Origin of the sequence: Geodermatophilus sp. DF01-2 (assembly GCF_004571065.1) — a bacterium.
In the GTDB taxonomy this organism is placed as follows: domain Bacteria; phylum Actinomycetota; class Actinomycetes; order Mycobacteriales; family Geodermatophilaceae; genus Geodermatophilus.
The window spans coordinates 1-19974 of record NZ_SPQN01000022.1 but is presented as its reverse complement, the minus strand read 5'-3'; the positions used below and the strand labels follow the sequence as shown (position 1 = coordinate 19974).

General features: G+C 75.1%; 24 protein-coding genes and 1 tRNA gene. 12 read left to right on the top strand and 13 right to left on the bottom strand.

The window, feature by feature from the left end; genetic code table 11:
- Nucleotides 1–666: 666 nt before the first annotated feature.
- Together E4P41_RS22000 and E4P41_RS08500 are read right to left on the bottom strand one after the other, a co-directional pair.
- Nucleotides 667–951 carry a hypothetical protein gene (locus E4P41_RS22000; RefSeq protein WP_167760980.1) on the bottom strand — a complete coding sequence of 95 codons (285 nt, stop codon included), beginning with the start codon at nt 949–951 and terminating at the stop codon, nt 667–669.
- Between the two features lie 193 nt (nt 952–1144).
- Nucleotides 1145–1220: transfer RNA gene (locus tag E4P41_RS08500), tRNA-Arg, on the bottom strand.
- Nucleotides 1221–1315: 95 nt separating this feature from the next.
- Between E4P41_RS08500 and E4P41_RS08495 the strand changes: the two genes are divergently transcribed.
- The 5 genes from E4P41_RS08495 to E4P41_RS08475 all read left to right on the top strand — a co-directional run bounded on the left by E4P41_RS08495 (nt 1316) and on the right by E4P41_RS08475 (nt 4589).
- Complete coding sequence (locus E4P41_RS08495; RefSeq protein WP_135140522.1) at nt 1316–1693, top strand: hypothetical protein; 378 nt, start codon at nt 1316–1318, stop codon at nt 1691–1693.
- Nucleotides 1694–1791: 98 nt separating this feature from the next.
- Entirely contained in the window at nt 1792–2181 is a 390-nt protein-coding gene (locus E4P41_RS08490; RefSeq protein WP_245177197.1) for a DUF2695 domain-containing protein, read from the top strand.
- An 18-nt stretch (nt 2182–2199) separates the two neighbouring features.
- Nucleotides 2200–2646, top strand: coding sequence for an SRPBCC family protein (locus tag E4P41_RS08485; RefSeq protein ID WP_135140520.1), 447 nt, complete (start codon nt 2200–2202; stop codon nt 2644–2646).
- 40 nt (nt 2647–2686) lie between these two features.
- Nucleotides 2687–3538, top strand: a complete 852-nt coding sequence (locus E4P41_RS08480; protein ID WP_135140518.1) for an NAD-dependent protein deacetylase — start codon at nt 2687–2689, stop codon at nt 3536–3538.
- Nucleotides 3539–3674: 136 nt separating this feature from the next.
- The gene (locus E4P41_RS08475) at nt 3675–4589 is read left to right on the top strand and encodes an MSMEG_6728 family protein (protein WP_135140517.1); all 915 of its coding nucleotides are present in this window, start codon (nt 3675–3677) and stop codon (nt 4587–4589) included.
- An 8-nt stretch (nt 4590–4597) separates the two neighbouring features.
- Here E4P41_RS08475 and E4P41_RS08470 read toward each other — a convergent pair whose 3' ends face one another.
- From E4P41_RS08470 to E4P41_RS08460, 3 genes are read right to left on the bottom strand one after another with little or no spacing between them, the layout of a single operon-like run.
- Nucleotides 4598–5449 (bottom strand): phosphotransferase, encoded by an 852-nt coding sequence (locus E4P41_RS08470; protein ID WP_167760979.1) that lies wholly within the window; start codon nt 5447–5449, stop codon nt 4598–4600.
- Nucleotides 5446–5862 (bottom strand): PaaI family thioesterase, encoded by a 417-nt coding sequence (locus tag E4P41_RS08465; RefSeq protein WP_135140515.1) that lies wholly within the window; start codon nt 5860–5862, stop codon nt 5446–5448. The genes E4P41_RS08470 and E4P41_RS08465 overlap by 4 nt, the downstream gene beginning before the upstream one ends.
- On the bottom strand, nt 5862–6221 hold the full coding sequence (locus E4P41_RS08460; RefSeq protein WP_135140513.1) for a VOC family protein: 360 nt from the start codon (nt 6219–6221) through the stop codon (nt 5862–5864). The genes E4P41_RS08465 and E4P41_RS08460 overlap by 1 nt, the downstream gene beginning before the upstream one ends.
- 83 nt (nt 6222–6304) lie before the next feature.
- Here E4P41_RS08460 and E4P41_RS08455 point away from each other — a divergent pair, with 83 nt between their 5' ends.
- Nucleotides 6305–7000: a YbaK/EbsC family protein gene (locus E4P41_RS08455; RefSeq protein WP_135140511.1), complete on the top strand. Its 696-nt coding sequence runs from the start codon at nt 6305–6307 to the stop codon at nt 6998–7000.
- 126 nt (nt 7001–7126) lie between these two features.
- Here the strand turns inward: E4P41_RS08455 and mscL are convergent, their stop codons facing one another.
- From mscL to E4P41_RS08440, 3 genes are all read right to left on the bottom strand, one after another.
- On the bottom strand, nt 7127–7588 hold the full coding sequence (gene mscL, locus E4P41_RS08450; RefSeq protein ID WP_245177196.1) for a large conductance mechanosensitive channel protein MscL: 462 nt from the start codon (nt 7586–7588) through the stop codon (nt 7127–7129).
- On the bottom strand, nt 7554–8207 hold the full coding sequence (cpaB, locus tag E4P41_RS08445; RefSeq protein ID WP_135140509.1) for a Flp pilus assembly protein CpaB: 654 nt from the start codon (nt 8205–8207) through the stop codon (nt 7554–7556). The genes mscL and cpaB overlap by 35 nt, the downstream gene beginning before the upstream one ends.
- Nucleotides 8208–8293: 86 nt before the next feature.
- Nucleotides 8294–8620: an FmdB family zinc ribbon protein gene (locus tag E4P41_RS08440; protein ID WP_135140507.1), complete on the bottom strand. Its 327-nt coding sequence runs from the start codon at nt 8618–8620 to the stop codon at nt 8294–8296.
- A gap of 412 nt (nt 8621–9032) precedes the next feature.
- Between E4P41_RS08440 and E4P41_RS08435 the strand changes: the two genes are divergently transcribed.
- Nucleotides 9033–9524 carry a MarR family transcriptional regulator gene (locus tag E4P41_RS08435; protein WP_135140505.1) on the top strand — a complete coding sequence of 164 codons (492 nt, stop codon included), beginning with the start codon at nt 9033–9035 and terminating at the stop codon, nt 9522–9524.
- Nucleotides 9525–9791: 267 nt separating this feature from the next.
- Here E4P41_RS08435 and E4P41_RS08430 read toward each other — a convergent pair whose 3' ends face one another.
- The 4 genes from E4P41_RS08430 to E4P41_RS08415 all read right to left on the bottom strand — a co-directional run bounded on the left by E4P41_RS08430 (nt 9792) and on the right by E4P41_RS08415 (nt 14751).
- Nucleotides 9792–10511, bottom strand: a complete 720-nt coding sequence (locus E4P41_RS08430) for an AAA family ATPase (protein WP_209307603.1) — start codon at nt 10509–10511, stop codon at nt 9792–9794.
- Nucleotides 10512–10665: 154 nt separating this feature from the next.
- A complete protein-coding gene (locus tag E4P41_RS08425; RefSeq protein WP_135140502.1) occupies nt 10666–12198 on the bottom strand; it encodes a carboxyl transferase domain-containing protein in 1533 nt (510 codons plus the stop codon).
- Entirely contained in the window at nt 12195–13373 is a 1179-nt protein-coding gene (locus E4P41_RS08420) for a CoA transferase (RefSeq protein ID WP_209307602.1), read from the bottom strand. The genes E4P41_RS08425 and E4P41_RS08420 overlap by 4 nt, the downstream gene beginning before the upstream one ends.
- A 34-nt stretch (nt 13374–13407) precedes the next feature.
- Nucleotides 13408–14751, bottom strand: coding sequence for an SLC13 family permease (locus tag E4P41_RS08415; protein ID WP_135140498.1), 1344 nt, complete (start codon nt 14749–14751; stop codon nt 13408–13410).
- Nucleotides 14752–14869: 118 nt separating this feature from the next.
- Between E4P41_RS08415 and E4P41_RS08410 the strand changes: the two genes are divergently transcribed.
- A complete protein-coding gene (locus tag E4P41_RS08410; RefSeq protein ID WP_209307601.1) occupies nt 14870–15601 on the top strand; it encodes an FCD domain-containing protein in 732 nt (243 codons plus the stop codon).
- 12 nt (nt 15602–15613) lie between these two features.
- Here the strand turns inward: E4P41_RS08410 and E4P41_RS08405 are convergent, their stop codons facing one another.
- Nucleotides 15614–16198: a 5-formyltetrahydrofolate cyclo-ligase gene (locus E4P41_RS08405; RefSeq protein WP_135140496.1), complete on the bottom strand. Its 585-nt coding sequence runs from the start codon at nt 16196–16198 to the stop codon at nt 15614–15616.
- A gap of 137 nt (nt 16199–16335) precedes the next feature.
- On the opposite strand from E4P41_RS08405, the gene E4P41_RS08400 reads away from it, so the two are divergent.
- The 4 genes from E4P41_RS08400 to E4P41_RS08385 all read left to right on the top strand — a co-directional run.
- Nucleotides 16336–17250 carry a UTP--glucose-1-phosphate uridylyltransferase gene (locus E4P41_RS08400; protein WP_135140495.1) on the top strand — a complete coding sequence of 305 codons (915 nt, stop codon included), beginning with the start codon at nt 16336–16338 and terminating at the stop codon, nt 17248–17250.
- A gap of 41 nt (nt 17251–17291) precedes the next feature.
- Nucleotides 17292–18722, top strand: coding sequence for a gephyrin-like molybdotransferase Glp (gene glp / locus E4P41_RS08395; protein WP_245177195.1), 1431 nt, complete (start codon nt 17292–17294; stop codon nt 18720–18722).
- Between the two features lie 8 nt (nt 18723–18730).
- Nucleotides 18731–19351, top strand: a complete 621-nt coding sequence (locus tag E4P41_RS08390; RefSeq protein WP_135140493.1) for a GNAT family protein — start codon at nt 18731–18733, stop codon at nt 19349–19351.
- Between the two features lie 144 nt (nt 19352–19495).
- On the top strand, nt 19496–19974 hold a 479-nt coding region (locus E4P41_RS08385), incomplete at its 3' end, for a hypothetical protein (RefSeq protein WP_245177194.1).

Here is a 19974-nt window from a genome sequence, read left to right as displayed (position 1 = left end):
TTAATCACCTGGGCCTACCAGACGTACGCCAGCGGCAACTGGACCATTCTTAAGCTGGCTGACGAGCTGGAGAGCAGGGGCCTGCGCACCGTCGCCACGCCCAGGCAGCCCAGCCGGCCAGTCCGACCGAACATCGTGCACAAGATTCTGACCAGCCCCTATTACAAGGGTGAAGTCACCTGGAACGGTGCCAGCTACCCCGGACGGCATACCCCGCTCATCGATGACGTGACCTGGCAGCGGGTGCAGACCGTGCTCTCGAGCAATCGAGTCGGCGAGAAGCAACGGGCCCACCCGCACTACCTGAAGTCGACCGTCTTCTGCGGGGCCTGCGGCAGCCGCTTCGTCGTCAACCTGACGACCAACCGCTACGGCACGACCTACCCGTACTTCATGTGCCTCGGCCGTCACCAGAAACGAACCGGGTGCACCCAGAAGGCGCTGCTGATCGCCGCGGTCGAAGAACGCGTCGAAGACTTTTACGCCGACCTGGAGCTTCCCGTTGAGCTACGCGGCCAGATCGGGCGCTTCCTCCGCCAGGAGCTGGCGACGTCGCGCTCCGCAGCCGAGCACGAGCGCATGGACCTGGCAACCCAGCGTCAGCGGCTGACCAACGAACGAACCAAGTTGTTGCAGGCCCACTATGCCGGTGCTGTCCCGGTCGACCTACTGAAGATCGAACAGGACCGCATCGCCAGCCAGCTGGCTCACGTCGAGGACCGGCTTCAGCGGGCGGATCAAGCCGCGGAAACCGTCGAGGAGAGCCTGCAGCTCGCCCTGGAGCTGCTCGGTGACTGCCACCAGGCGTACCTGCGAGCTAGCGACAGCGTTCGCCGGCTCTACAACCAGGCCTTCTTCGAGAAGATCCTCATCAGCGACGAGGGCATGAGCGCCGTCTTGGCCGAGCCGTTCCGAACCCTCGTCGGGCCGGAAGTCGCTCAGGCCGTCCAAGGCGCTTCGACCGTCCCCGACGACGCAGAGGACGTCTCTGGACCGTCCGGCGATGCCCCGGACACGTCCGCCGACGCCTGGACGATCGAGGACCTGCGCCTCATCCGGACCTGGCGGTTGCGACCCGGACGAGGCAGAACGAAACAACCTGCGCCGCATGGATCATGCGGCGCAGGTTGGAAACAGAACTTCTTGGTGCCCCCGGCAGGATTCGAACCTGCGACACACGGTTTAGGAAACCGATGCTCTATCCCCTGAGCTACGGGGGCTCGTCGGCACGTGGCCGACCGGGGCGTACCGGTCGAGGTTAGCTGGCCGGTGTCCGGGGCCCGCCCGCGGCGCTCCCGCTGGCTACCGTCGTCCCATGGTGGTCACGCTGGTCGGGCTCGTGCTCCTCCTGCTGGTCGCCGGCCTGCTCCTCTACAAGCTGGGCGTCTGGTCCCGTCCGGTCGCGCGTGCCGACGCCGGACCGGGCCGGCTGTCCGGTCGCGACCGTGCGGAGCTGACCGACGCGGTGGCCCGAGCCCGCTGGGCGCCGGCGCACGACGAGGTCGACGGCGAGACCCGGGTGCTGCTGCGGCGCTCCTACACCGGGCTCGACGGGCTGCCGGCGGTGCTCGAGGAACGCGTGTTCAGCACCTTCCCGGCGACCGACCCGGCCTGGGAGGCGCGTTTCACCGAGGCGATGTCCGGCGCCCGGTTCCGCTGCGCCTACCTCAACGCGGAGGAGTCCGCCGGCTGACGGCACCGTGTGTGGACGGCGGGACGCGCTGTGGACAGCCGCGCCGCGATCGTCGTCCACTCCGCCGAGCCTGGCCTCCCACCGATCGAGGAGGCCCCGTGGAGATCAGGACACCGAACGAGCTCGAGCAGCACCTCGCCGGCCTGGCGACGGCGCTCACCGCGCCCCAGCCGGCCGAGTGCGTGCTCTGCTACGTCGAGCGCATGCTCGACGCGTTCGGCTGCGACTGCACGTTGCGCTGGGCGCGTCGCTGGCGGGACCTCCGGCTGCCGCGGGCCACCGGCCTGGAGCGCCGCATGGAGGCCTGCGGCGGCTTCTGCGACTGCGAGATCTTCCTCAACGGCTGGACGCTCCGCGATGAGCTGCAGGTTCCCGACGAGAACGGCGAGCCGGCCTGGCCGGCGCAACGCCCGCCGTGCGCCGGGGTCGGGTCGCGTTCGTCCCAGCCGTGCGCCAACTGGGAGCCCTGGCGGCGGGGCCGCCGGTGACGACGGCAGGATGAGGGCATGGGTCAGGTCGTCACCACCGCGGAACGGGTCGTCACGGCGCCGGTGGACCGGGTGCGGTCCGCTCTCGCCGACTACGAGGGAACGCGTCGCCGGGTGCTCCCCGAGCAGTTCAGCGACTACCGGGTCGAGGCCGGCGGTCAGGGCGCGGGCACCCGTGTCGCCTGGCGCTTCGCCGCCACCTCCAAGCGGGTGCGCGACCAGCTGGTCGAGGTCAGCCAGCCCGACGCCGACACGCTGGTGGAGACCGACACCCGTTCCTCGATGGTGACCACGTGGACGGTGCACCCGGCGGACTCCCGGATCACCACGGTGCGGGTGCGCACCACCTGGAACGGCGCCGGGGGCGTGGGCGGCTTCTTCGAGCGGACCTTCGCCCCGAAGGGCCTGCGCCGGGTGTACGAGGACCTGCTGGGCCGGCTGGACCGGGAGGTCGCGGTCTCCTGAGCCGGCGGCACGGGCGGCGACCGAGGGGGACCATGGCCGCGTGACCGCCGTCCCCACCGTCGCCGACCCCGACACCCTCGACGCCTTGACCGGGCTCGTGGGGGACGGCGACGTCGTCGTGCTCTCCGGCGCCGGCCTGTCCACCGACTCCGGCATCCCCGACTACCGCGGGGCCACCGGGTCGCTGCGCCGGCACACGCCGATGACGTACCAGACCTTCCTCCGCGACCCCCGCGGGCGGCACCGGTACTGGGCACGCAGCTTCGTCGGCTGGCGGCAGATCCGGGAGGCCCGGCCCAACGCCGGGCACCGGGCGGTCGCCGACCTGCAGCGGGCCGGGCTGGTGGCCGGGGTCATCACGCAGAACGTCGACGGGCTGCACCAGGCCGCCGGCGCGCGGGACGTCGTCGAGCTGCACGGCGGCCTGGACCGCACGGTCTGCCTCGCCTGCGGCGACGTCGCCGACCGCGCCGAGCTCGACCAGCGGCTGCGGATGGTCAACCCGCATTTCGGGCCGCACGTGGACGAGGTCAACCCCGACGGTGACGCCGAACTGCCCGACGAGCTCCTCGACGGGTTCGTCATGGTCGACTGCGGGGCCTGCGGTCGCGGCCCGCTCAAGCCCGACGTCGTCTTCTTCGGCGAGACGGTGCCGCGGGACCGGGTGGACGTCTGCTTCTCGCTGGTCGAGCGGGCCGGCTCCCTGCTGGTCCTGGGCTCCTCGCTGACGGTGATGAGCGGCTACCGGTTCGTGCTGCGCGCCGAGAAGCTCGGCATCCCCGTCGCGCTGGTCAACCTCGGCCCGACCCGTGGGGACGCGAAGGTCGACGTCCGGGTGGACGCCCCGCTCGGGACGGTGCTGCCCGACCTGGTCCGGCGTCTGGCCGCGTGAGTCCGTTCTTGGTCCGCACCGAGACGGCCTCCGGCCGACGGTCGACCGGCGGCGCCGGTGGGCGGCGGGCCGGGCCGGGGACGACGCCGCGGGCACACCGGGCGGGCGGTGCCGTCCTCGGCGAGGATCGACGGCGATGCAGACCTTCCTGCCCGTCGCCGACTTCGAGGAGAGCGCCCGCTTCCTGGACGCGCCGCGCCTGGGCAAGCAGCGGGTCGAGACGCTGCAGGTGCTGCGGGCTCTGGAGCTGCCCGACTACGGCTGGGCCTCGCACCCGGTGGTCCGGATGTGGCGGGGGCGCACTCCGGCGCTGGTGGCTTACGGGCTGGCGATGGTCCGGGTATGGCGCAAGCGCGGGTTCGCCGACAGCACGCACACCCTGATCGCGGAGTTCGCTCCTGACGTGGTCGGCGTCCCGCAGGAGGAGCTGGCCCGCGCCGGGATGCTGCCCTCCTGGGTCGGTGACGAGGCGCTGCACCTCTCGCACCGGTCGAACCTGCTGGCCAAGGAGCCGGACTTCTACCGGCCTCGCTTCGCCCCGGTGTTCGGCACCGAGCCCGAGGACCTGCCCTACGTCTGGCCCGAGCCGGACGACGTGCCGCCGACCCCGCCGCCCCAGGGCGTGCGGGTGTGGGTGGTGCGCCCCCGCACGCACGACGAACTCGGTGCATGCCTGGCCGCCGGTGTGATCGGACTGGGCACCCAGTCGGGCATCGACGTCGACGCCACCGAGCTGTCCCCGGCCGAGCTCCGCGCGCTGGCGAAGGAGATCTCCGGCCGGCGCCCGGCCAAGGACCTGCGCCAGCTGTCGGCCTTCCTCGACGAGGTGCAGCCGGGCGACCGGGTGGGCCTGCCCGTCGAGCACGGCGCGGGGCTGCTGCTCGGCGAGGTCGTGGGGGACTACCTGTTCCAGGGGCGCGAGCTGCTGCCGCACCGCCGTCCGGCCCGCTGGGACCGGGTGGTGCCCCGGTCAGCGGCGCTGCCCCCGGCGACGCTGCAGGACCCGCGCGCCTTCTTCTCGGTGACCCTGGACCCGAGCCACTCGGGATGACGCGGCGGTCAGCCGAGGACGGTCGCCAGCCGCTCCTGCGCCGCCGGCCGCAGCTGCGGGTGCCCGGCCGCGGCGACCAGCGACCACGCCGCGGCGTGCAGTCGGCGCAGCTCCAGCCACGGCGCGAGCTCGTCGTCGGTCGGGGCGCCGGGGTAGGCGTCGAGCGCGGCCCGGCCGTCCAGTCGCGAGGTGGCGCGCAGGCAGGCGAGGTCCCAGGCGCGCGGGCCCGGACAGGTGTCCTCCAGGTCGGTCCAGCGCCAGCCGCCGCGCGTGGCCAGCAGGTTCGCCGGGTGCGCGTCGCCGTGCAGCGCGACGACCTCCCCGACCAGCCGCGGCCGCAGCTGCGCCAGCCGGGCCCCGAGCCGCTCCACCTGCGCGGGGGTGGCGCCCCAGGCCGGACCGCGCTCGAGGAAGCGGGCGAGGTCGTCCAGCGGGGTGTCCAGCGGTGCGCCGGACACCCGGACCTCGGCCAGGTGGGCGTGCAACTCGGCCAGTGCGGTCCCGACCTCGACAGGGGACGGCGTCTGCGGCTGCACCTCGACGTACCGCCAGAACGTCAGCTCCAGCCCCGCGTACCGGTGCGGCCCCGGCGGGAGGACGTCGCTGGGCGGGACGACCGGTGCACCCGATGCCGCGAGCGCTGCGGCGACGGCGACCTCGCGGGCGAGGGAGCGCAGCGGCGGCGGACGCAGGAGCGTCGTCAGGGTTACCACCCGGGCCACGACCGGCGCGGGAACCAGGTGGGCGACGACGTTGACGCCGTCCTGCAGGACCGTCGGTGCGTCCACCCGGATTCCGTGCGCCGCCGCCACCGCGCGAGCGGCGAGGGCCGCCCGCACCGCCCGGGCGGAGGACGTCACGTGCCGGGCAGCGGCACGTTCTGCAGCCGCACCTGGCCGCGGGCGACGAGCTTGCCGTCCTCGGCCCGGGTCAGCAGCACCTGCCAGAGCTGCTGGGTGCGGCCCTGCTGCACCGGCTCGGCGACGACGTCGAGCCGTCCCTCGGTCATGCTGCGGATGAAGTCGGTGTTGTTGTTGACGCCGACCGCGAACTGCCCGGAGTCGGCCACCGCCATGCTGGCGCCGATGCTGGCGGCCGACTCGATGACGGCGCAGTAGAGCCCGCCGTGCACGACACCCCACGGGGTGTGCTGGTCGGGCCCGACCTGCACCGTACCGGTCACCCGGGTGCCGCTGGCCTCGGCGACGTCGAACCCGGTCGCGGCGACGAACCGGCTGGCGGAGGCCAGGCCGACGTCGGGCCGCTCGGCCATCACGCGTCCCACACCAGGCAGAAGGGGTGGCCCACCGGGTCGGCGTAGACGCGGAAGTCGCCCCCGCCGCCGGGCAGCCGGCGTGCGCCCAGCGCCAGTACCTTCGGCTCGGCCTCCTCGACGTCGGCCACCCGCACGTCGAGGTGGAACTGCTGCGGGCGGTCCGGGTCGGGCCAGTCCGGGGGCTGCAGGTCCGGGGCCTGCTGGAACGCCAGCCGGTACCCCTGCCCGGTGACGACCACCCAGTCGTCGCCGGAGGACCCCTTGCTGACCTCCATCCCGAGCAGCTCGGCGTAGAAGGTCGCGAGGGCGTGGGCGTCCGGAGCGTCGATGACGACGGAGTGCAACTGGCCGATCATGTGCCCATCCTCGTGGGGCCCGTGCCGGTCCGGCCAGTGGGGCACCCGCCGCGGCAGCCGGGCCCCGGGGCAGGATCGACGCCGTGGACCCCTCGACCGCTCCCCGTCTCGGATCGCTGACCTGGACGCCCGCCGCCGAGCGGCCCGAGCTGCTGGCCGCCCCCGTGGCCGCGGCGCTGGGGGAGCTGACCGCCCCCGCCTGGGTCGCCGAGATCGACGCCGACCTGGCCGACACCGCCGCCTTCACCGACGCCTACGGGGTGCCGTTGGAGGTCTCGGCGAACTGCGTGGTCGTCGCCGCACGCCGCGCCGGGCAGACCGAGCTGGTCGCATGCCTCGTCCCGGCGACCACCCGCGCCGACGTCAACGGCCTGGTCCGCCGCCACCTGGGGGCCCGCAAGGTCTCCTTCGCCCCGCAGGACGTCGCCGTCGCCGAGAGCGGCATGGCCTACGGCGGCATCACCCCGCTCGGGCTGCCGCCGTCCTGGCCGGTGCTCGTGGACCCCGCCGTCGCCACCCCCGAGCTGGTCGTCGTCGGGTCGGGGACGCGGGGCAGCAAGCTCGCGGTGTCCGGCGCTGCGCTGGCCGCGTTGCCCGCCGCCGAGGTCCTCGAGGGGCTGGGCCGGCCGGTGGCCGAGCCGCCGCGGCCCGCCCCGGCCGCGCCGGTCGAGCGGGCGCCCGACGACCGCGGCGTGGGCTGGGGCGAGCGGCCGGACGACCGGTCCGCGGCCGACCGGCGCTACCTCGAGGACCGTCCGCCGCACTGGGGCAGCGACTGAAGAAAGACCCCTCTGCCCCCCACCGCTCGCCAGCTCGCGGCGGGACCCTGCAGAGGGGCCGCCGTCCTCCTCACCGCTCGGAGGAGGATCCCGTCCTCCTCACCGCTCGCACGCTCGCGGCGAGCTCTAGACGGGGCCGGAGCCTCTGGACGGGGCCTGGGCCGGGGCGGCGCCCTGCCTGGCGCGCAGCAGGTCGCGGATCTCGACCAGCAGCTCGACCTGGGTCGGCTGTGCCGGGCCGGGCTCCTCGCCCCGGGCGCGCCGCTCCACGAGCGTCTTCATCGGCAGCACGACGAGGAGGTAGATGATCGCTGCGGTCAGCACGAAGGTGATCACCTGGCTGACGAACGCGCCCCAGGCGAACACCTGCTGGTCGACCTCGAAGGCGCCGCCCAGCTGCCCACCGCCGCCGACGAGGCCGACCAGCGGGGTCAGGAACGACTCGGCGAACTGGTTGACGACGGCCGTGAAGGCCGCACCAATGACGACCGCGACGGCCAGTTCGACGACGTTGCCGCGCAGCAGGAAGTCCTTGAAGCCCTTGAGCACGGCGTCATCCACCCACACCCGGCAGGGCCGGTCCAGCACCCGGTTCCCAGCGTGGCGACAGGCTGAGCGTCAGCGTGGCAGTGGTCGCCGCGGCGGCCAGCAGGGCGGCGGTGTCGCCGTCCACGGCGAGCAGCAGCAGGCCGTCGCCGGCGTCGTCCGGACCGGGTGCGGCGAGGACGAGCGCGCCGGCGGCGACCACCTCGGCGCGTTCGGCACCGGGCGGTGTGGCCAGGACGTCGACCCGGTCGCCGGGGCGGACGAGGGCGCTGACCGCGAGGTCGGCCGGGCGCACCGGCGCCGCGACCTGCCCGGCGTCGAGCTGGGCGGTCAGGCCGGCTCCCACGAGGCCGGCGTCGGTGACCGGCTCGCCGGACCGGACGCCGCCGGCGAGCACCCGACCCACGAGCGCTTCCGGGTCCTCCGCCGTCCCGCCGGGCCGCAGGGCCGGCGGGTACCGGGCCACGGTGAGGTCGTCCTCGGTGAGGACGGCGCCCGGAGCCAGGTCGACCACGGCCACGACGACCGGGACCGTGGCCGGCGCGCGGGCCGGGGCCGGTGCCGGACGCAGGGCCAGGACGAGCGCGGCGACGGCGAGCAGTGCGGCGAGAACCTGCCGCGCGGTGTGCAACGGCCGGCGCGGGCGGCGGAGGCGGACCATGGGTCCACGCTGGCCGCCCGCGGCCGGCGGCGGGTCGGCGAGCGCCGGGTTGTGGAGAGCGAGGGTACCTGTGGACCGCGGCCCGGTCAGCTCGCGGCGGCGCTGCTGCTGGCAGACGTGGAGCTGCTCGACGAGGACGAGTCGCCCGAGGACGACGAGCTGCTCGCGGCGGCGGGCGCGGCGTCCTTCTTGCCGGCGGACGACGAGCTCGACTCGTCCGACGACGAACCGGACCGGCTGTCGGTGCGGTAGAAGCCCGAGCCCTTGAACACCACGCCGATCGAGCCGTAGACCTTGCGCACCGGGCTGCTGCACTCGGGGCACTCGCTCACCGGGGCGTCGGTGAAGGACTGCACCACCTCGAAGTCGTGCTTGCCGGCGGGGTTGGTGCAGGCGTACTGGTACGTGGGCACGGTGCGGGCACTCCTCGTCGGACGGGCCGGGCTGGCACTCGCACCCGGCGACTGCCAATGATGCGCGCCCGGACGGCGTCCGTCCACGTGCCGAGGCAAGGTGTGAGGAGCGCGTCGCGCGGAGGCCGCCAGCAGGGCGCCGGCGTTCGCCGTGTCCGGCCTCGCCCGGTCGATCCCGCCCACGCGTCGGACGCCCAAGGCCCCACGGGTGGCCCGCGGCTGCCCGATGGAGGATCCGTCCGTCCCGGACCTCGCGCGGCGGGAGTCCGACGGGCGCGGCCTCATGCGCCGCCGCGAGGACGACATCGCCATCCTCGCCATCCGCGTCCGGTCCTGCCCCCCGGGGCCCGGTCCGCACGGGCGCGCCGCGAATCCGGCCGCGCCGGGGACGCTCCCCAGTACGGTTCGGCACGTGATACAGCGGTGGCTCGACGAGGAGCAGCAGCGGACCTGGCGGGCCTGGCTGACCGTCGCCGAGCTCCTCCCGCGGGTTCTCGACGCCCAGTTGCAGCGCGACGCCGGCCTCAGCCATGCGGCCTACGTCGTCCTGGCGATGCTGTCGGAGGCGCCGGGTCGCAGCCGGCGCATGAGCGACCTGGCTCGGCGGGCCAACCAGTCGCAGAGCCGGCTGTCCCACACGGTGGCCCGGCTCGAGGAGCGGGGCTGGGTGCGGCGTCAGCGCTCAGCCGAGGACGGCCGGGGCAACGTCGCCGTCCTCACCGACGCGGGGTGGGACGTCGTCCGGTCGGTCGCGCCCGGTCACGTCGACGCCGTCCGCGCGGCGCTGTTCGACCCGCTCACCGACGAGCAGGCCCGCGCCCTCGGCGACGCCCTCGAGGCCGTGCTCGACCGGCTCGACCCCGACCGCAGCCTGCGCGTCGAGCACGGCGCCGACGTCGGCTGAGATCTGAGTCCGAGAGCCGGTTCCTCGCGGGCGTCGCAGCGAGCAAGGAGCGGATCGAGGAGCGGAAGCAGGTCCGTGGGACGCCGCGGGCTGACGGAGCCGACGCCGGCCGGCGCCCGGCGTCGCCGCCGGTGGCGTCCGAGCCGCTGCCGCTGTCCACGCTGGAGCCGGGCACCAATGCCCGATCGCGAGGAGGCCGAGCGGGACCCGGGGGTGGAGGTGCGGCTGCGCAGCCTCGAGCTGGTCGCCGGTGGCCGGGGGTGGCCGTCACCGCAGGTGGCGCAGGAACGATGCGGGGTCGTCGAGGAACTGCCGCCAGCTCGCGGCGAGCTCCAGGTCGGCCCACCGCGCCTCCCGCAGACCCCAGGTGCCGACCTCCAGCAGGTGCGCGCCGGGCAGCGCGGCCAGCACGGGGGAGTGGGTGGCGACGACGACCTGCGCCCCGTCCGCGACCAGTTCCGTCAACCGGACCATGAGGGAGAGGGTGCCGGTGAACGACAGGGCGGCGTCCGGCTCGTCGAGGAGGTAGAAGCCGGGACGCGTGGCCCGGTCGCCCAGCAGCGCGAGGAACCCCTCGCCGTGCGACATCTCGTGGAACCGCGGCTCCGGGCGTCTCGGCTCCGGGTTCTCCTCCAGGTAGCTGTAGAGGCCGTGCAGGGTCTCGTCGCGCAGGAAGTAGGCCCAGCGTGCGGCGCCCGGGCTGCGCTCCACGATCAGGTCCAGGGAGCCGGGCTCGCTGCGCCGGGTCTCGTGGCGGGCGCCGGCCGACCCGCCCTCGGCGTTGAGGCCCAGCGCCGCGGCCAGCACCTCGAGCACCGTTGACTTGCCCGACCCGTTCTCGCCGACCAGCACGGTCGCGCCGGCCGGCAGCTCCAGCCCCTCGCGCAGCATTTGCGCGACCGCCGGTACGGTGCGCGGCCACCCGCCGTCCGGTGGCCGGGGTGCGCCGGGATCGGGCCGCAGCCGCCGGACGGGTCGTCGGTCCACGCCGGGCATCCTCACCGATCCGCCGTCCGGGCTCACCGTTCCGGCTCCAGGCTCACCACTGGTCCTGAGCCCGGAACCGGAACGACCAGCTGACCTGATCGTCGGGGCGGGGGTGGGGGCGGGGGCGGGGCGGGGACGGGACGGTGACCGCGGCTCAGCGGCCGAGGTGGCGGTAGCGGTGCAGCCGGGTGCGGAAGCGCTCGCCGTCGTCCCGCCCGAGCAGGTTGGCCAGCTCCTCGCCGAGCACCCGTCCCAGCCGCCGGCAGAACTCGACCGGCTCGTCGGCGGCGTCCGGCCGCTCGGGCACCACCCGGTCGACGATGCCGGCCCGCCACAGGTCCGTCGCCCGCACCCCCTGGTCGGCGGCCATCTCGTCGGCACGGTCGACGGTGCGGTGCACGATCGCCGAGGCGCCCTCCGGCGGCAGCGGACCCAGCCAGCCGTTGGCCGCCGCCAGCACCCGATCGGCCGGCACCAGCGCCAGCGCCCCGCCGCCGGTGCCCTGGCCCAGCAGCACCGCCAGCGTCGGCGCCCGGAGCGTCACCAGGTCCTCCAGGCAGCGGGCGATCTCGGCGGCCAGCCCGCCCTCCTCGGCCTCCTTCGACAGCGCCGCACCGGGGGTGTCGATCAGGGTGACCAGCGGCAGCCGCAGCTCGGCGGCCAGCCGCATCCCGCGCCGGGCCTCGCGCAGCGCGGCCGGCCCCAGCGGCACCGACAGCGACTGCCCGCGCCGGTCCTGGCCGAGGACGACGCAGGGCGCCCCGCCGAAGCGGGCCAGGGCGAGCAGCAGCCCGGGATCCTTCTCGCCGGCACCGGTGCCGGACAGCCCGACGACGTCGGTGGCCGCCGTCCGCAGCAGCCGCCGCACCCCCGGCCGGTCCTCGCGGCGGGACGCGGTGACGACCTCCCATGCGCTGCGCCCGTCTGCACCGTCCGCCCCGCCCGACCCGGCGTCGGTGCCGTCCTCGGGGGTCGGCGGCTCGGCGTCGGCGACGTCCCGGTGCCAGGTCTGCCGGGCGGCGAGCACCCGCAGCGCCCGGTCGGCGACCTCGGCGATCTCCTCGTGCGGGACGACGGCGTCGATCAGCCCGCGGTCGGCCAGGTGCTCGGCCTTCTGCACGCCCTCGGGGAACGGCTCGCCGTAGAGCGCCTGGTAGACCCGCGGGCCGAGGAAGCCGATGGAGGCGCCGGGCTCGGCGATGGTCACGTGCCCCAGCGACCCCCACGACGCCAGCACCCCGCCGAAGGTGGGGTGCCGCAGGTAGACCAGGTAGGGCAGCCCGGCCTCCTTGTGCCGGGCGATCGCCGCGGTGATCCCGATCATCTGCAGGAACGCGACGGTGCCCTCCTGCATGCGAGTGCCGCCGGACACCGGCGCGGCCAGCAGCGGCAGCCCCTCCTCGGTGGCCCGCTCGACCGCGGCGATCAGCCGGTCGGCCGCGGCCACCCCGATCGACCCGGCGAGGAAGCCGAACTCGCCGGCGATCACGGCCACCCGCCGTCCCCGCAGCCGCCCCTCCCCGGTGATGATCGCCTCGTCCTGCCGCGTCTTCTCCGCCGCCCGGGCCAGCTCGGCGGCGTAGGACTCCGGGACGTCGCCGACCGTGATCGGCCGGTCCCAGGACTGCCACGACCCGGGGTCGAGGACGAGATCCCGCAGCGCGCGGGCGTCGAGCGACCGCGTCACGACCGCAGCCAGGCGCGGATCGCCTCGTTCGAGGAGCCCAGCACCGGCGGCGCGGCGTGGTCGCGCCGGGTCGTCTCGGTCTCGCCGTCCGGCCCCGGAGCGAAGAACCGCAGCGGCGGACCGGGCAGGGACAGCCGGCCGAGCGTGGCGTGGTCGACGTCGACCAGCAGGCCCTGCGACAGGGTCTGGTCCCAGGTGTAGACCTCGTCGATCGCGCGCACCTTGCCCGCCGGGATGCCGGCCGCCGCGAGCCGGGCCAGCAGCTCCTCCGGGGAGAGGTCGGCGAAGGTCCGCTCCAGCAGCTCGATCACCTGCTGCCGGTTCCCCACCCGCTCGCCGTTGGTGGCCAGGCCCGGGGCCTCCGGGTCGAGGCCGAACTCCGCGCACAGCCGCCGCCACAGCGACTCGTTGCCGCAGGAGAGCTGCACGCTGCCGCCCTGGCAGTGGAACAGGCCGTAGGGAGCGATCGAGGGATGGTGGTTGCCCTGCGCGCGGCCGACCTGGCCGGCCACCGTCCACGCCGTCCCCTGGAAGGCGTGCACCCCGACGATCGCTGCCAGCAGGGAGGTGCGCACCACCTGGCCGTGGCCGGTGCGCTCCCGCTCCAGGAGGGCGGCGACGACCCCGTAGGCCCCGTACATCCCGGCCAGCAGGTCGCCGATCGGGACGCCGACCCGCTGCGGGTCCTCGGGCCCCGGGCCGGTGAGCGACATCAGCCCGGCCTCGCCCTGGGCGATCTGGTCGTAGCCGGCGCGCCCGCCCTCGGGCCCGTCGTGGCCGAAGCCGCTGATCGAGAGGGTGACCAGCCGCGGGTTGAGCTGCTCGAGCACGTCGGTGCCGAAGCCGAGCCGGGTCAGCGTGCCGGGGCGGAAGTTCTCCAGCAGCACGTCGGCGCGGCGGATCAGCTCGCGCAGCAGCGCCTTGTCGTCCTCGTCCTTGAGGTCGAGGGTGACCGACTCCTTGTTGCGGTTGGTGGACAGGAAGTAGGTGGACTCCCGGTCGCCGGTGTCCGGCTGGACGAACGGCGGCCCCCAACCCCGGGTGTCGTCCCCCGAGCCGGGGCTCTCCACCTTGACGACCCGGGCGCCGAGGTCGCCGAGCATCATCCCGGCGTGCGGCCCGGCCAGGGCGCGGGTGAGGTCGACGACGAGGATTCCGTCGAGTGGTCCGGTCACGGGTACGTCTCCCATCGGGTCGGGTCCCATCGGGTCACAGCCAGCCGGGGACGACGAAGACCAGCCAGGACAACAGCGGTCCGACGGCCACGACGATCGCGGCGTAGGCGAGGATCTGCTTGTAGAAGCGGTCCTTGTCGACGTCCTGTGCGTTGGCGAGCACCAGGGCGCCGTTGGTCGAGAACGGGCTCACGTCGACGATCGTCGACGCCACGGACAGCGCCACCACCACGCCCACGGCACTGATGGCCCCGGACTGCAGGAACGGCACCGCGAGCAGGATGGCGACGCCGATGATCGCCGTCGACGAGGCGAAGGCCGACACCACCCCGCCGATGTAGGCCAGCAGGAGCGCGATGAGCAGCGGCACGCCGAGCCCGATCACCGCGTCGCCGACCAAGTCGATCGTGCCGGCCTCCTGCAGCACGAACACGAAGGTCAGGACGCCGGCGATGAGCAGCACGGTGGACCAGCTGATCTGGCTCACCGCGCCCTTGTGCCGGGCGGCGGCGAACAGCGCGAGCACCGTCGCGACCGTGATGGACACGAAGCCGATGTCGAGGTCGAACACGAGCGCCAGGACGGCGACGGCGGCCAGGCCCACCAGGGTCAGCACCTGGTCGAAGGTGACCCCTTGCGGGCGCTCCGGCTCGGTGACGCCGTCCACTCCGTCGCCCCCGCCGACGGCCGGCCCGGGCGGGGCGCCGTGGCCGCGGACGACGGTGGCATCGGCGTGCTCGGCGGCGGCGGGTGCCGCGGCCCCCACCTTCCGGCCGACCAGCCGGCGGCCGCCCAGCACGACGAAGAGCACCAGGGCGATGGCCAGGTTGAAGAAGAGGCTGCCTAGGAAGACGGCGATCGGGCTGCCCGCCAGGCCCTCGTCGTCGACGATGGTGTTCACCGTGACGCCGTAGACGCTGATCGGGGAGAACCCGCCGCCCTGCGCGCCGTGGATGACCATCATGCCCATGAGCAGCGGGTTGATCCCGTAGCGGGCAGCGAACCCGAGGGCGATCGGCGCGACGATGGCGACCGCGGCGGGGGAGAGGGCGCCGATCGCGGTGAGCAGCGCGGTGACCGCGAACATGATCCAGGGGATCGCGGCGACGTGGCCGCCCACCAGCCGTACCGCGCCCCGGACCAGCAGGTCGACCGTGCCGTTGTTCTGTGCGATCGCGAACAGGTAGGTGACACCGATGAGCGTCACGACCAGCTCGGCGGGGAAACCGGCGAGGATGTCGTCGGTGGTCAGACCGACCGACAGCGTGCCGACGAGGAAGGCGGCCACGAAGGCCAGCGCTCCCATGTTGATGGGCAGGAACGTCGCGATCGCGAAGATCGCGACGAGCGCCAGGATGGTGACGATCTCCGGTGACACGGGGAGCTCCTACGGCGACGGAGGGCTGGACTCCTGGTTCAGTGGATCAGTGGCCTAGCCACTGGCGTGGGGGACACTGTGTCAGGCGCCACGTCGTCAGCATGCCGGGAGGGGGTCCGTGTCCGCGCCCGGTGAGCCCGCCATCACGTCCCCTGGCGGCCCGCAGCCGCTCCGCCGGTCCCCACGCCTGTACGAGCAGGTGGTCCGGCAGCTGATCGCCTGGGCCGACTCCAGCGGCCTCGGCCCGGGGGACCGGCTGCCGTCCGAGCGGGACCTCGCCGTCCGCCTCGGGGTCAGCCGCGCCACCCTGGCCCAGGCGCTCGTCGCCCTGGAGGTCACCGGCGTGGTGTCGGTCCGCCACGGCGACGGGACCGTCCTGCTCGCGGCACCCCGCACCGAGGCGGTGCTGGCGGCCCTGCGCGTCCGCCGTGACGACCTGGGGGACGTCATCGAGGCGCGGCAGGCGCTGGAGGTACGGCTGGCCGCCCTGGCGGCGCGCCGCCGCACCGAGGCCGACCTCGCCGAGATCGACGCCGCCCTGGAGGAGATGGCCGCGGACGTCCGGCGCGGCGGGCGCGGCGTCGGCGGGGACGAGCGCTTCCACGCGGCGGTGACGGCGGCCGGGCACTCCCCGCTGCTCGGCCGACTCATGGCCGAGATCGCCGACCTGGTCCGGGAGAGCCGGATCGAGTCGCTGTCCCAGGAGGGCCGTCCGCCGCGCAGCCTGGCGGGCCACCGCGCCATCGCCGAGGCCATCCGTGCCCGCGACGCACCCGCGGCCGCGGCTGCGATGACCGCGCACCTCGACCTGGTCTCCGACGTCCCGCTACTCGCCGGCGGCGACGCCTGAGGGTCGCCGGGCTCAGGCCAGGTCGAGCCAGCCCCCCGAGGGGGTCACCACCGCCGTGACGCGCTGGTCGTGCGGCTCCACCGGCAGGTCGTCGACCAGTTCGTCGTCGAAGACCGGTGCCACGAGCCGGGCGTCGGGCCGGACGTGCCGCAGCGCACGGTCGTAGTAGCCCCCGCCGCGGCCGAGGCGCACCCCCGTCCGCGCCACCGCCACCGCGGGGACGACGACGACCTCGGCCGTGCCGATCGCGGTCGGCCCCAGCCGCGGCCCGACCGGCTCCAGCAGCCCGAAGCGGCCCGGCGTCAGCCGGCCGGTGTCCACCGCCCAGCCCAGCTCGCGGCCGTCGGGAGGGGCCACCGGCAGCAGCACCCGCGCCCGCAGCTGCGTGAAGGCCGCCGGCAGCCGACCGGCGCCGGGCTCGGTCGGGTCCGGCGCGAACGCGGCGAGCGTGCGGGTGCCGGCCAGCCCGCGCAGGAGGGCGGCGGTGATCGCGGAGTTCGCGGCGGCGCGCTCCTCGGCGGAGCGGGTCTCGCGGCGGGCCAGGAAGCGTGCGCGGAGCGCGACCTTGGCCCCGGTCGGGTCGTCCGGGGGGATCACCGACGCAGGCTAGCCAGCCTGCCGGTGAGCCGCGCGCCTGACCGGTTTCCGCGGGGCACGGTCCCGGCCCGGCCGGACGCGCCGTACCGGCCTGACCAGGCCGGGGGCGCCCGGACCCGGGTCACTAGGCTCTGCGCATGCCGACTGCGAGCGCGCGCCCGACGAGGAAGGCCGTCATCCCTGTCGCGGGGATGGGGACCCGTTTCCTGCCGGCCACCAAGGCGGTGCCCAAGGAGCTGCTGCCGGTGGTCGACCGGCCCGCGCTGCAGTACATCGTGGAGGAGGCCGCCCGCGCCGGTCTGGGCGAGGTGCTCATGGTCACCGGTCGTGGCAAGGGTGCGATCGAGGACTTCTTCGACCGCGTCCCCGAGCTCGAGGCGGCCCTGGAGAAGAAGGGCGACCCCGACCGCCTGGCGGCCGTGCACGCCTCCACCGAGGTCGCCCAGGTGCACTTCGTCCGGCAGGGCGAGGCCCGCGGGCTGGGCCACGCGGTGCTGCAGGCCGCCGCCTTCGTCGGCGACGAGCCGTTCGCCGTCCTGCTCGGCGACGACATCATCGACGCCCGTGACCACCTGCTCGAGCAGATGCTGCAGGTGCAGGCCGAGCACGGCGGCTCGGTGGTGGCGCTGCTCGACGTCGGCCGCGAGAACATCGACAAGTACGGCGCGGTCGCCGTGGAGCCCGGCGGGTCGGACGTCGTCGCCGTCACCGGCCTGGTGGAGAAGCCCCCGGCCGACGAGGCGCCGTCCTCCCTGGCGATCATCGGCCGCTACGTGCTGGCCCCCGAGGTCTTCGACGTCCTCCGCGATACCGCCCCCGGCCGCGGTGGCGAGATCCAGCTGACCGACGCCCTCGCCACCCTGGTCGAGCGCGGCGAACCGGTGCACGGCGTGGTCTTCTCGGGCCGCCGCTACGACACCGGCGACCGGCTGGACTACCTCAAGGCCGTGGTGCAGCTGGCCAGCGAGCGGGACGACCTCGGGCCGGGGTTCCGCGCGTGGCTGGCCGAGTTCGTGGCCGACCTGCCCGCCCCGGGCGCGTCGGAGGCCTGAGCGGAGCCGCTCAGGGGGGAGCATCGACCCCTGTGGTGGGCATGACCGAGGACGGCAGGGACGGCACGCTCCCGGGGCAGCGGGACACCACGGCGCTGGACCTGCGCCGGGGCACCCCGGTGCGGGACGCGCCGCCGCCGGCGCCCGCCGGTGACGCCGCGGTCCCCGGCGCCCCCGTGCACGAGACGACGGCGATCGACCGTGGCCAGGTGCCGCCGCCCCCGGCCGGACCGGCGCCGCCACGGACGGTCGAGCAGCACCTCGACGAGATCCTCTCGGCGGTGCCGCAGCCGGACCCGATCGAGCTGGCCGTCCTCGACGCGCAGGGCCTGCTCTGCGCGGAGGAGGTGATCAGCCAGCGGGCGCTGCCGGCCTTCGACCAGGCCGCGCTGGACGGCTACGCCGCCCGCGCCATGGACGTCGAGGGCGCCACCCCCGAGGAGCCGGCCCGCCTGTCGGTGGTCGGGGAGACCGGTGCCGGCCCCAGTGGTCCCGCGTCGATCGGGCCGGGGCTGGCGCACAAGGTGGCCGCCGGCGCGATGCTCCCCGCCGGCGCCGACGTCGTCGTCCCGGCGGTGTGGACCGACGGCGGCACGGTGACCGTGGCCGTGCACGCCGGCCCGGTGGCCGGCAGCTACGTGCGCCGTGCCGGGGACGACGTCGCGCCGGGCACCACCGCGGTGCAGGTCGGCACCCCGATCGGGCCGGCCCAGATCAGCCTCCTCGCCGCCGTCGGGCGCGACCGGGTGCAGGTGCGCCCGCGGCCGCGGGTCGCCGTCCTCTCCGCGGGCAGCGAGCTGGTCGAGATCAGCACGCTGCCCGGACCGGGGCAGGTCGTCGACGTGAACAGCTACGCGCTGGCCGCGGCGGCGCGCGACGCCGGGGCCGAGGCCTACCGGTGGGGCATCCTGCCCACCGAGCGACGACGCCTCTCCGAGGTGCTGGAGAGCCAGCTGCTGCGCAGCGACCTGGTGCTCGTCGCCGGCACCCTCGCCTCCGAGGGCGACCTGGTGCAGGAGGTGCTCGCCGAGCTGGGGCCCATGAGGTTCGCCCAGGTGACGATGCACCCCGGCCCCGTGCAGGCCTTCGGCCGGCTCGGCCGGGACACCGTGCCGGTGATCTGCGTCCCCGGCGAGCCGGTCGCGGCACTGGTCGCCTTCGAGGTGTTCGTCCGCCCCGCGATCCGGATGATGCTGGGCAAGCGCCAGCTGTTCCGGCGCACGGTGCAGGCGATCGCCGCCGAGCGGCTGGTCTCGCCGCTGGGCTACCGGCAGTACCTGCACGGCCAGGTCATGCGCCACCCGGACGGCGGCTACGTCGTCGAGCCTCTCGGGGACGGCGGTGGCGACGGTGGGGAGGCGATGCTGGCGCGGATGGCGCGGGCCAACTGCCTGGTCGTCATCGACGAGGACGTCACCGAGGTGGCCGCCGGCGGACTGGTCACCGTCATGCCCCTGCTGCTCGGCGGCTGAGCGGCGCAGTGGTCGATCCGTCCCTGCGGCCCGGCTGGCCCGCACACCTGGCCTGGGGCCCGGTCGAGCTGCACCCTCCGCGCCGCCGCGACGCGGAGGAGTGGAGCCGGGTCCGCCGGGCCAACGAGGCGTGGCTCGCGCCGTGGGAGCCGACCGCGGCGGCACCGTGGGCGGCCCGGCACACACCGGCGGCTTACCGGGCGATGCGGCGGGCGGTGCTGCGCCGGGCCGCCATGGGGACGACGCTGCCGTTCGTCGTCCGGGTCGAGGGCCGGCTCGCCGGGCAGGTGACCATCGACAACGTCGTCCGCGGTGCGCTGCGCTCGGGCAACCTCGGGTACTGGGTCGACCGCTCGGTCGCCGGCCGGGGGCTGGCCTCGCTCGCCGTGGCGCTGGTGTGCGACCACGCGTTCGGCGCTGCCCGGCTGCACCGGCTGCAGGCCGACATCCGCCCCGAGAACGCACCGAGCCGGGGGCTGGTGCACCGGCTCGGGTTCCGTCACGAGGGGCTGCTCCGCCGCTACCTCGACATCGACGGTGACTGGCGCGACCACGACACCTTCGCGCTGCTGGCCGAGGACGCGCCCGGTGGTGTGCTGGCCCGGTGGCAGTCCCGCGTACCACGCTGACGACCTGCCGGTCGCGGGCGCCGGGTCGACACGCCGCCGTCCCGGCACTCCTGTCACACAACACGTCAGTGACACGCCCGCGCGCCTCCCTCGAACGGGGGAGTCCAGGCCGTAACTTCGCCCGGCAGGTGACGCGTGTGACGGGTGGTGTTCTGGATGGGCTCGGGTGTGCTGCTGGCCGCTCTGGTCGTGCTGTGGTTCGTCGTGCTGGTGCCCATGGTGGTGACCCGCGGTGACGCCCAGGCGGCCCGTACCTCGGGGGCCGACTCCGGCCGGACGCTGCAGCGCCGGCGGGCGGTGGACCCCGCGGTCTTCGCCGAGACCGAGCGGGTCTCCGTCGACCGCGCGGCGCTGCTGACCTCCGGTGAGCTGCGGGTGGACGTGCACGCCGTCCGCCGCCGCACGTTGGCCGGCCTGGTGGCGCTCACCCTGCTGGCCCTGGTCGGCGCGCTCCTCTGGAGCCCCTGGCTGTGGATCGTGCAGGGCCTCCTCGACCTCGCCGTGGTCGCCTACCTGGTGGTGCTCCGGGCCGCCGCGCGCCGGGAGCGGATGGCCGCGCGCCGGGCCGCCCGGGCTGCCGCCCGCGCCGCCCGTGCACCGGTCGCCCGTCCCGCCGCGCGCCC

Coding starts and splice junctions, on each gene's coding strand:
- E4P41_RS08495 (WP_135140522.1), top strand. CDS start 1,316: ATGGTGGTCACGCTGGTCGGGCTCGTGCTCCTCCTGCTGGTCGCCGGC.
- E4P41_RS08485 (WP_135140520.1), top strand. CDS start 2,200: ATGGGTCAGGTCGTCACCACCGCGGAACGGGTCGTCACGGCGCCGGTG.
- E4P41_RS08475 (WP_135140517.1), top strand. CDS start 3,675: ATGCAGACCTTCCTGCCCGTCGCCGACTTCGAGGAGAGCGCCCGCTTC.
- E4P41_RS08465 (WP_135140515.1), bottom strand. CDS start 5,862: ATGGCCGAGCGGCCCGACGTCGGCCTGGCCTCCGCCAGCCGGTTCGTC.
- E4P41_RS08460 (WP_135140513.1), bottom strand. CDS start 6,221: ATGATCGGCCAGTTGCACTCCGTCGTCATCGACGCTCCGGACGCCCAC.
- cpaB (WP_135140509.1), bottom strand. CDS start 8,207: ATGGTCCGCCTCCGCCGCCCGCGCCGGCCGTTGCACACCGCGCGGCAG.
- E4P41_RS08400 (WP_135140495.1), top strand. CDS start 16,336: ATGCCGACTGCGAGCGCGCGCCCGACGAGGAAGGCCGTCATCCCTGTC.
- glp (WP_245177195.1), top strand. CDS start 17,292: ATGACCGAGGACGGCAGGGACGGCACGCTCCCGGGGCAGCGGGACACC.